At 69.7% G+C, this 8,690-nt stretch carries 9 protein-coding genes; 4 read left to right on the top strand and 5 right to left on the bottom strand.

The annotated features are described in order from the left end of the window. Positions 1–36: 36 nt before the first annotated feature. The 4 genes from ACWGJY_RS28830 to ACWGJY_RS28815 all read right to left on the bottom strand — a co-directional run bounded on the left by ACWGJY_RS28830 (position 37) and on the right by ACWGJY_RS28815 (position 3,811). Positions 37–735: a class I SAM-dependent methyltransferase gene (locus tag ACWGJY_RS28830; RefSeq protein WP_453263790.1), complete on the bottom strand. Its 699-nt coding sequence runs from the start codon at positions 733–735 to the stop codon at positions 37–39. 67 nt (positions 736–802) lie between these two features. Further along, on the bottom strand, positions 803–2,089 hold the full coding sequence (locus tag ACWGJY_RS28825) for an acyltransferase family protein (protein WP_453263789.1): 1,287 nt from the start codon (positions 2,087–2,089) through the stop codon (positions 803–805). Continuing rightward, entirely contained in the window at positions 2,082–3,071 is a 990-nt protein-coding gene (locus ACWGJY_RS28820; protein WP_453263788.1) for an alpha/beta hydrolase, read from the bottom strand. Before ACWGJY_RS28820 ends, ACWGJY_RS28825 begins: the two co-directional genes overlap by 8 nt. A gap of 146 nt (positions 3,072–3,217) precedes the next feature. Beyond that, positions 3,218–3,811 carry a TetR/AcrR family transcriptional regulator gene (locus ACWGJY_RS28815; RefSeq protein WP_453263787.1) on the bottom strand — a complete coding sequence of 198 codons (594 nt, stop codon included), beginning with the start codon at positions 3,809–3,811 and terminating at the stop codon, positions 3,218–3,220. A 120-nt stretch (positions 3,812–3,931) separates the two neighbouring features. Here ACWGJY_RS28815 and ACWGJY_RS28810 point away from each other — a divergent pair, with 120 nt between their 5' ends. The 3 genes from ACWGJY_RS28810 to ACWGJY_RS28800 all read left to right on the top strand — a co-directional run bounded on the left by ACWGJY_RS28810 (position 3,932) and on the right by ACWGJY_RS28800 (position 6,503). Next, on the top strand, positions 3,932–4,639 hold the full coding sequence (locus tag ACWGJY_RS28810) for a hypothetical protein (RefSeq protein ID WP_453263786.1): 708 nt from the start codon (positions 3,932–3,934) through the stop codon (positions 4,637–4,639). 19 nt (positions 4,640–4,658) lie between these two features. Further along, entirely contained in the window at positions 4,659–5,135 is a 477-nt protein-coding gene (locus tag ACWGJY_RS28805) for an SDR family NAD(P)-dependent oxidoreductase (RefSeq protein ID WP_453263785.1), read from the top strand. Between the two features lie 255 nt (positions 5,136–5,390). Continuing rightward, positions 5,391–6,503 (top strand): FAD-dependent monooxygenase, encoded by a 1,113-nt coding sequence (locus ACWGJY_RS28800; protein ID WP_453263784.1) that lies wholly within the window; start codon positions 5,391–5,393, stop codon positions 6,501–6,503. Positions 6,504–6,870: 367 nt separating this feature from the next. Here the strand turns inward: ACWGJY_RS28800 and ACWGJY_RS28795 are convergent, their stop codons facing one another. After that, positions 6,871–7,764 (bottom strand): NADP-dependent oxidoreductase, encoded by an 894-nt coding sequence (locus ACWGJY_RS28795; RefSeq protein ID WP_453263783.1) that lies wholly within the window; start codon positions 7,762–7,764, stop codon positions 6,871–6,873. Positions 7,765–7,834: 70 nt separating this feature from the next. Here ACWGJY_RS28795 and ACWGJY_RS28790 point away from each other — a divergent pair, with 70 nt between their 5' ends. Next, positions 7,835–8,425, top strand: coding sequence for a TetR/AcrR family transcriptional regulator (locus ACWGJY_RS28790; RefSeq protein ID WP_453263782.1), 591 nt, complete (start codon positions 7,835–7,837; stop codon positions 8,423–8,425). Positions 8,426–8,690 lie beyond the last annotated feature (265 nt).

Raw genomic sequence — 8,690 nt, 5'->3', positions numbered from 1 at the left:
CGTACTCCCTCCGCCGTCCGGTGATCCGGACCCCCGCTACGGCAGGTTGAAGAAGATCATCGGGTTGTGGTCGCTGACGCGGACCGGATCGGTCAGGCCCAGCTCCGTCTTGACGGCGGCGAGTTCCGCCGTCACCTGAGGGGCCTTGGCGGTGGAGGGCGTGAAGAAGTCGATGTTCTTCCCGGCCAGCCACTTGACGATGACCGAGCCCTCGCTGAACGGCTTGGGGCGCCTGCCGTGGAAGACGTCGTGGACGCTGGTGGGCGTTCCCGCGGGCACGGCGGGGAAGAGGTTGTCGATGTACCAGTGGGCGAAGCGGGCCCCGTGGTCGGCGTCGATGAAGAGGTAGTCGGTCCTGGCGGGTATCTTCGCCAGGTTCTCCCGGACGTCTCCCCTGGTGAACGTCCAGCGGTCCCCGGCGAGTTCCGCCGGAACGTTGCGGACGACGTTGTCGACGATGTCGAACGAGTGAAGGTGACCGTTGCCGTTGTCGCGCAGCGCGCTCAGGATCCACCTCGTCGACCAGCCGTGGAAGGTGCCGATCTCCGTCACGACGTCGGGGCGCTGCTCCCGCAGCAGCAGGTAGGTGATCTCGGCCTCGTAGTCGTCGAGTTGGGCCTTCATCGACGTGCCGCGGTCCTGCAGGAACTGCCGCTGGGCGTCTCGTACCTTGCACAGCGAGTCCTGGTACCTCACATACAGGGCACTGACGTATTCGGTCGTCAGGGCGTCCATTTTTCCTCCGTCGGATCTGCGGGCATGAAGCGGGGTGTCATACGGGGCGGTTGCGCGCTCCAGTGGCTCAGGACGCCTTGTTCCGGCCGCTGCGCGAGTCGCCCTCCACGTGCTGGAAGGCCCGGCACAGCGCCACCAGTACCAGGACGAACACCGGTACCCACAGCAGGCGGGCCAGGACCCAGCCCGAGGTGTCGGGCGCGGTGTGGAGGCCGAAGAGCGGGCCGGTGAGCGCCAGGGTGACCGTGGTCGTCGTGAGCATCGCGGTCTGGTGCCAGAGGAAGATGGTGATCACCGAGAGGTTCATCAGGGCCACCACCGCCCAGGCGAACTGACCGGGCGTGGCCGATCGCCGGGCGCCGGGCGCCTGGTGGGCGGCGGACCGCGGCTGTCCCACCAGGCGGCGCAGCGGCGCGCACAGCAAGAGCGCCGCGCCGCACTGGGCCAGGCCGAAGGTGACTGCGGCCAGCGAGAGCGGGTTGAGGTTCGACATGGCGGCGCCGGGGACCCCGACCATGCTGGCGGGGTAGCCGCCCCACACAATCAGTGCGGCGGTGGCCGTCAGTCCGGTGACGAGCAGCGCGGCCGCGGGCCCGCGGCGGGCGAACCCGCCGGCCGCCCACACCGCGCCCAGGCAGTACGGCACCAGCCAGCCGGCGAGGACGTTCAGGTTGCGGACCGTCTCGACCCAGGCGGCGCCGCCGCTCGCGAAGTGCGCCAGGTCCAGCACGGCCACCACGGCGCACGCCACGACGGCGATCCGCCCCGGCGCCCGCCGTACGAGGGGGGTGGCGGCGGTCAGGACGAGGAACACCAGCAGGAACCACAGGGGCGAGACCACCAGATTCGCCAGCGTACTGATCGTCTCGTGAGCGACGCCGGCGGCCGCCAGGCCGAGCACCACCAGCATCCACAGGAACAGCAGTGTTCCCACCGGCCGCAGCAGCCGGCGTAGCCGCCGGGCCAGCCAGGGGCCGTAGTCCGGATGTGCGGGCCCGGCGGTGGCGTACCCCTGGGCCGCGACCCGGCCGCCGACGAAGAAGAAGACCGCCAGGGGCTGCAGCACCCAGGACACCGGCGTGAGGCCGGGCGTATGGCGCAGCGGGCTGTCGCCCATGAGGTGGCCCCCGGCGCGCAGCGTCACCGCGGTCACCAACCAGTGCCCGAGGACGACGCCGACGGTGGACAGGGCCCGCAGCACATCGATCGCGCGGTCGCGGTCGGCCGGGGTTGCCGCGTCGATCCGGAGTACCAGGGCGTGCAGCCGGCCGGCGATCCTCGGGCCGGCCGGCACGCCGCCGGGTATCGGGGCGCGGAGGGGGTCGACCGGGGGGCGAAGCCGTACGTCAGCCACGGGAGACCTCCGACGTCCGGCCCGCGGCGATCAGCGCGAGGTGGTGCAACGGGAGGCTGCCGGGCGCGAGATAGTCGCTGTGTCCGCCGGTGCCGGCATCGAACAGCGTGGCGCCGAAGGAGCGGGAGACCGGGTCGGCGCCGAAGCCCAGCGTCCCGCCGAACGCGGACAGGCTGATATGCGGGGCATCCGCGATCCAGTCGCTCGCGCCCCTCCCCGCCCACACCGGGATGCCGGGCAGTTCGGCCGCGGAGCCCAGACCCATGCCGGGGCTGCCGAAGACCGCGAGGCCGGCGAGGGAGGAGGCGGCCGCGCGGTCCATACCACCGACCGCGCTGCCGCAGACCACGGAGCCGTACGAGTGGCACAGGAGCGTCACCCGTGCCGCGGAGTTGGCGGCGCGCAGCTCTTTAAGCAGCCGCCGCAGCCGGCCGCCGCCCTCCGTGGCGCGTGCGGTGCTCACCACGTCCCGGCTCATCGTCCGGGGCGCGCGGTAGCCGTACCAGGCCACCACGGCCACGGGGGTACGCGAGACCCGGCGCAGCTCGTCGTGGAGCGCACGGGCACCGCCGCCGAGCGAGGCCCGGCGCGAGCCGAGGTAGTCGAAGGTGTCGACCGTGGTGTCCGACCCCGGGACGAGTACGGCGATCCGGCGGGCGGCGGCGAGGTCACCGAGGACCTCCACCGCCTGGCCGTCGCCTTCCGCACTGAAGGACAGGAAGTGCCGTCCGGCAGCGTCCAGTTGGTGCAGATGATGTGCCCGGTCGCGGTCGCTGATCCGGTTCGCGGCGCGCTCGGCCGCGGCGATGGCGGCCCGGTTCACGGCGTAGCGCGCATCCAGCGTGCCGGCCCGGACCGCGGGAAGACGGGGCGGGGAGGGGATACCGGGGACGGCGGACCGGGCTGCGGCACCGACCGACAGCACGATGCCTGCGGCAACAGCCACCAGCAGCCCACGTCTCCCCCATTTACGCGCTCGCATCAACAGCCGTTTCCTTTCCGGTCATTCGCTCATCTGACGGAAAGGCTAGATTTCCGGGCCCGGGAAATCGTCACGCTCAGGCGCCAACCGGATCTGTAGCTCTCAGGTATGACTGGCCGTGCGCCATCGGCAGCGAGAGCTGAGCTTTAGGTGATCAGGGGGAGGTAGATGGTGTCGACGATTTCCTGGATGTCCTGGGAGGGCATCGGTTTCATGTCCATGAGTACCTGGTGGCGGAGCAGGTCGTAGGGGAGTCGGCTGATGCGAGGGGTGAGTTTTGTGCCGTCGATTTCTCCGCGTTCGACGGCACGGCGGGTGACGGATTCGATCAGCGCCCACCTCTCGTCGATCAGGGATGCGCGCAGGTCGGCGGGCGTGGTTCCCGTTTCTTCGAAGTAGGCGGCCAGTTGTGCGGTCATGGCGACGGCGAACATGGTGAACGCCTCGTTGAGCTGTTCGAGCAGGCTGACTGTGTCCTCGCGCAGTGACCCGGTGTCCGGGTCGGTGAGCGGGAAGCTGTCGCTGACGCGGCCGATGGCGTCGCGGACGAGGAGGTCCTTGGTCGGCCAGTGGCGGTTGACGACCGGGCGGCTGGTGCCGGCGCGGTCTGCGACCGCGGCGAAGGAGAGGCCCGCGTAGCCGCGTTCCATGAGTTCTTCCCAGGCGGCGTCGAGGAGGGCGGCCTGCAGTTCTGCGCCGCGCCGGCGGCGGGGTCTGGGTTCCGGGCTTGCAAGATTCATGAGTGCATCTTATTTTTGATGCCAGGCGCGCAGCAAGCGGTACGGCGCTTCCTGTGCTCCCGGCGCGTCGCCGACGCTCCGGCACGGCAGCCGCGCACCCCTCACCAGAGGAAGAACACCATGAACGCCCGCAACGATGTACAGCAGACCACCCCGGTGACGATAGATGTGCACACCATGGGCCGCACCGTCGACGAGACCCAGGTCGACCAGTGGGAGCTCAAGGCCGCACGCCGGGCCCTGAGGAACCTCAAGAGCGTGGCCGGCGGCCAGGTGATGATGGACCTCCTCGCCGAGCAGATCGACGCCGGCGACCGGTACTACAAGGAACTCGTCGCGGCCTCCGGCGGCGCCTACCGCGAGTCACGCACCGAGTTCACCATCCGCGGCCTCAGCGGCACCGCCATGGCCAACTGGTTTGCCGCGCAGGCCGGCACCGGGCGCTTCCAGGACAAGTCCCTGCTCGTCAACGCCCACCCCGAGCACTACGTGGAACCGCCCACCTACACCGGCGGCATGGTGGAGACGATCGACGGCCGCCTGTGCCGGTTCAAGGTCTCGGTGGCGCGCGAACTGCCCGACGCCGTCGCCGCCTTCCTCGACGCCTCCTACCCCGTGACCCTGATGATCGCCCTGCTCAGCCTGGACGACGACACCCCCTTCGCCTACTGCCTGCACCAGGCCCGCGACACTGACACCGGCGCGAACGTGGTGGTACGCGTGATCTACCCGTCGGCCGCCCCGGACTCCATGATCGAGGGCCACTGCGAGCACCTGTCGATCGAATTCCGCAGCTGGATCCGCAACGCGGCCGCCGCCACCCGCTGACCCGGCAAAGGCCACGCACATGAATTTAACGAAAAGGAACGCGCTGGTGACCGGGGCCGGGGCACTCGGCGGGCTGGGGCACGCGGTGGCGCGGAGAGCACCGTTCGCGCTCACCACCGCCCTGGCGCCGCGGATGGCCGCGAACGGAGGCGGCAGCATCGTCAACATCTCCTCCACCGCCGCCGGCATCGGCATGCCCGCCATGGCCGTCTACGGCGCGACCAAGGCCGCGCTGGAATCCCTGACACGGGCCTGGGCCGCAGAGTTCGCCGCCGGGAACGTCCGCGTCAACGCCGTCTCACCGGGGCCGATGCGCTCGGCGAAGGCAGTCGCATCACTCGGTCAGGACGTCGGCGGATACGGTGAGACGGTGCCGATGGCCCGCGTAGCCGACCCGGCCGAGGTCGCCGAGGTCGTCGTCTTTCTGGCGAGCGACCGGGCCGGCTTCACCACCGGGGCGTTCGTCGCCGCCGACGGAGGCCGGTCCGCGATCTGATCGGACCCCGGCTTGCCGCCACACGGCTCGCGTCTATGTAGGAGACCGGTGTTCCCGCCGCGCCTCGCTCCGGCACGAGAAGGATGCACGCCATCGAGAGCGCGCCGGGAACACGTCGGCAGCTCGCCCTCTGTCCGATTGCCACGGGGATCTGACGCAAGCCACCGCCGAGCTCCGGTCTGACACCGAAGACGTGTCGGGCTCTGAACGCATCACCACATTTCCTCCAGACAGCGAATCGAAAGGAATCTGCCCATGTCGATACTGATCAGTGGAAGCAGCATCGCGGGCCTTGCGGCGGCCCAGCGGTTCGGCGCCCGGGGCGCCGATGTCACGGTGGTAGAACGCGCGCGCGCCCTGCGCCGTCAAGGAGCACCCATCGACGTACGCGGCGCGGCACTCGACGTCGCCGAGGACATGGGCATCCGCGGCCTGCTCACCGCCTGCGAAACCGGCCAACTCGACCGCAGCGCCTTCGCGCACTTCGTCGACGCCGACGGCGAAGTCGTCGGTGCCGTGCCCGACGACATGCCCCGCGACCGCGTTGACGACCTGGAAGTCTTCCGCACCGACCTCATCGACGCTCTGCACGGGGCGCTCGGACCGAACGTGAAGATCATCTACGAAGACTCCATCCGCGACCTGAACGACACCGGCGAGCGCGTCGACGTCACCTTCGCCAGCGGCGGCACCGGCAGCTATGAACTCGTCATCGGAGCCGACGGCATCCACTCCAACACCCGCCGTCTCGTCTTCGGGCCCGAGAAGGACTACCGGCGCCATCTGGGCGTCTACTACATGATCTTCTCCCTCCCGCCCGGGTTCCTCGCGGACACGGAGGCCTACCTGTACAACGAGCCCGGCCTGTCCGTCCTGGCCTCCGGCTACCGCGACCGCGGGTTCGGCGGACTTAACTTCCTCTCACCCGAGATCGACTACGACTACCGCGACACCGAGGCGCAGCGAAAGAGTGTGCTGAAGAAATACGCCCACGTCACCGGCTGGCGCACGCAGGAAATCCTGGACATCCTCGCCGCCTCAGAGGACTTCTACTTCGACTCGGCCGGCCAGATCCACATGGACCGCTGGTCCAAAGGCCGCGTTGTGCTCCTGGGCGACGCCGCCTTCGCCCCGTCGTTCTTCTCCGGCCGGGGAACAGCACTCGCCATGATCGGCGCGGACATCCTCGCAGCCGAATGCGCCAAGAGCGACATGCAACTCGAAGAGGCCTTCGCGCGGTACGAGGAAGCGATGCGGCCGCTCGTGGAGTCCGCACAAGGCGGCGTACCCGAAACAAGAACCAGGGTCATCCCGGCGACGTGGGAAGCCATCGACGCCCGCAACCGGGAGTTCCCTCCCGTCGGCTGACGTCGGAAGTGATGCACTTCGAAGCGCTACGTAATGAGGGCGCCGGGCACGCGATGCATTTGCTCGCCGCCGGCTTCACCGTCGAGCTGAACCTCCACCCGGGCACCTTCCACGGCACGTCCTAAGGGCTGTCCCGTAGGTGATGAGGCGACTTCCCGACTGTCGCAGTGGGGCGTCTGGTGGGCTGCCGGCCGGCAGCCTGATCAGCCGGGCAGCCCCACCACGTCAGTCATTGCGCGCACCGCATGCCGCGAGCACCAGCTCGAGGACCTGCAGCCATCCCTGCCCGGCGGACTCGGCGACAAGAAGCACGTTCACCACCGCCAGGGAATTCAGCTTGCCGGGCGGCCACTGCGCAGGAGACGGCTCAGACGACCACGACCCGGCGCCCGCGCGCGTGACCGGCTTGGCTGTCGATGTGCGCCGCCGCGGCCTCGGCGAGCGGGTACGACTTCTCGACCGGGATGTGGAGCCTTCCCCGCGAGATGAGGCCGGCGGCCTCGGCGAGCGCTTCCGGCACGCTCCCGGCCACGCCGGAGAATCGGACACCGAACTCCGGCGCACCGAGATCGGCGATGGAGATCACCTTCTGCGGATCCCCGGTCAGCTCGACGAGTTCGCGGATCACGCCCGAGCCGGCCAGATCGAGCGCTGCGTCGACATGGCCGAGCTGCCGCACCCGCTCGACCCAGCCCTCGCCGTACATCGTGGCGACGGCACCCAGGCTACGCAGATAGTCCTGGTTCGCGGCCCCGGCCGTGCCGATCACCGTGATGCCGCGGTCGCGGGCGATCTGCAGCACCGCCGATCCGACTCCCCCGGACGCACCGCTGACCAGCAGCGTCTGCCCGGACTGCACACCGACCTCGCGGATGATGCGCAGCGCGGTCTCCACCACGGAGGGGTACCCGGCCGCCTCTTCGAACGTCAGGCCCTCGGGCATACGGGCCCAGGCCGACAGCACGGCGAACTCGGCATAGGTGCTCGCCCCTTCGCCGAACACGTGGTCGCCGGTCTCGACCCCTTCGACGCCCTCGCCGACCTCATCCACCACCCCGGAGGCGTCCAGCCCGACTCCTGCGGGCAACGCGATCGGATGGGCCTTCAGGATCTGGCCTTCACGGATCCTCCAGTCGACGGGGTTCACGCCCGCCGCCCGCACGGCGATGCGTACCTGACCGGGGCCCGCGTGGGGCTCCTCGGCGTCTATGAGTTGCAGAACGTCCGGACCGCCGAACTCGGCGAAGCTCATTTTCTTCATGCGGCCGACCGTAGCACTAACGGTTAGTGTTTTGAAACTGTTCCGACTTTGCATCTGATAGCGTCAGGGCATGACCGTGCCGTCCGGACGCCGCGAGCGCAAAAAGGCCGCGACCCGCCAGAAGATCGCTGACACCGCCCTGCGGCTCTTCCTGGAACGCGGGTACGACGCAGTGGGCATCCGTGACGTGGCCGCTGAGGCCGACGTGGCCGTCACCACGCTCTTCTCCCACTTCGCCTCGAAAGAGGCTCTGGTGTTCGAGCAGGACGAAAACTTCGAGCAACGCCTCGCAGCGGCGGTCACCGGCCGGGCGCCGCACGAGCCGCTCATCTCCGCGCTGCGCCGCGAGATCCAGGCCCTGGTGCGACATTGCACGGCGGACAGCGCCGCCCCGATCTGGCGCATGATCGACGCATCACCTGCCCTGCGGGAGTACGAGGAATCGATGAGGCTGCGCCATGCAGAGTCGCTGGCAACGGCCATCGCCGCCGATCCCGGCCTGTCACAGACCACAACGGCCTGCCGGACGATCGCGAGGTTCGTGATCGACGCCCATTCACTGGCCCGTGAGGCGGCCGATCCGGACGCCGCGGTGGATGAGATCTTCCGGATGATCGAGGCGGCCTGGAAGGTCGCAGCTGGTTCACACCGTCCCGGATGAGGAGCTTCAGCTTGCCTGTCGGGACGGTCCCGGCTTCCCGGACACGGCGTGCGGCGCGCTTGACCGTGGATCAGCTCCACCGGCAATCCGTTGCGCTCCGGTCGACGCATACCGGCAGCGGATGGCGGCCGAAGCGCCCATGGGCGTGGGGGGGGGGGGGGGGCGGGGGCCCCCCCCCCCCCCCGCAGCCCCCCCCCCCCCGCCCCCGCCACGCCGACACGCAGAACCACCCCCCCCCCCCCCCCCCCCCGGGGATAGGAAAAAA

The sequence above is a fragment of the Streptomyces sp. NPDC054765 genome (genome assembly GCF_053612065.1).
The sequence above is the reverse complement of the archived record's forward strand: the minus strand, read 5'-3'. Positions and strand labels throughout refer to the sequence as shown.

Bases quoted from the DNA above. Each gene is read 5' to 3' on its own strand.
- ACWGJY_RS28830 (WP_453263790.1), bottom strand. From the start codon at position 735: ATGGACGCCCTGACGACCGAATACGTCAGTGCCCTGTATGTGAGGTAC.
- ACWGJY_RS28810 (WP_453263786.1), top strand. From the start codon at position 3,932: ATGAACGCCCGCAACGATGTACAGCAGACCACCCCGGTGACGATAGAT.
- ACWGJY_RS28805 (WP_453263785.1), top strand. From the start codon at position 4,659: ATGAATTTAACGAAAAGGAACGCGCTGGTGACCGGGGCCGGGGCACTC.
- ACWGJY_RS28800 (WP_453263784.1), top strand. From the start codon at position 5,391: ATGTCGATACTGATCAGTGGAAGCAGCATCGCGGGCCTTGCGGCGGCC.
- ACWGJY_RS28795 (WP_453263783.1), bottom strand. From the start codon at position 7,764: ATGAAGAAAATGAGCTTCGCCGAGTTCGGCGGTCCGGACGTTCTGCAA.
- ACWGJY_RS28790 (WP_453263782.1), top strand. From the start codon at position 7,835: ATGACCGTGCCGTCCGGACGCCGCGAGCGCAAAAAGGCCGCGACCCGC.
- ACWGJY_RS28815 (WP_453263787.1), bottom strand. From the start codon at position 3,811: ATGAATCTTGCAAGCCCGGAACCCAGACCCCGCCGCCGGCGCGGCGCA.
- ACWGJY_RS28820 (WP_453263788.1), bottom strand. From the start codon at position 3,071: ATGCGAGCGCGTAAATGGGGGAGACGTGGGCTGCTGGTGGCTGTTGCC.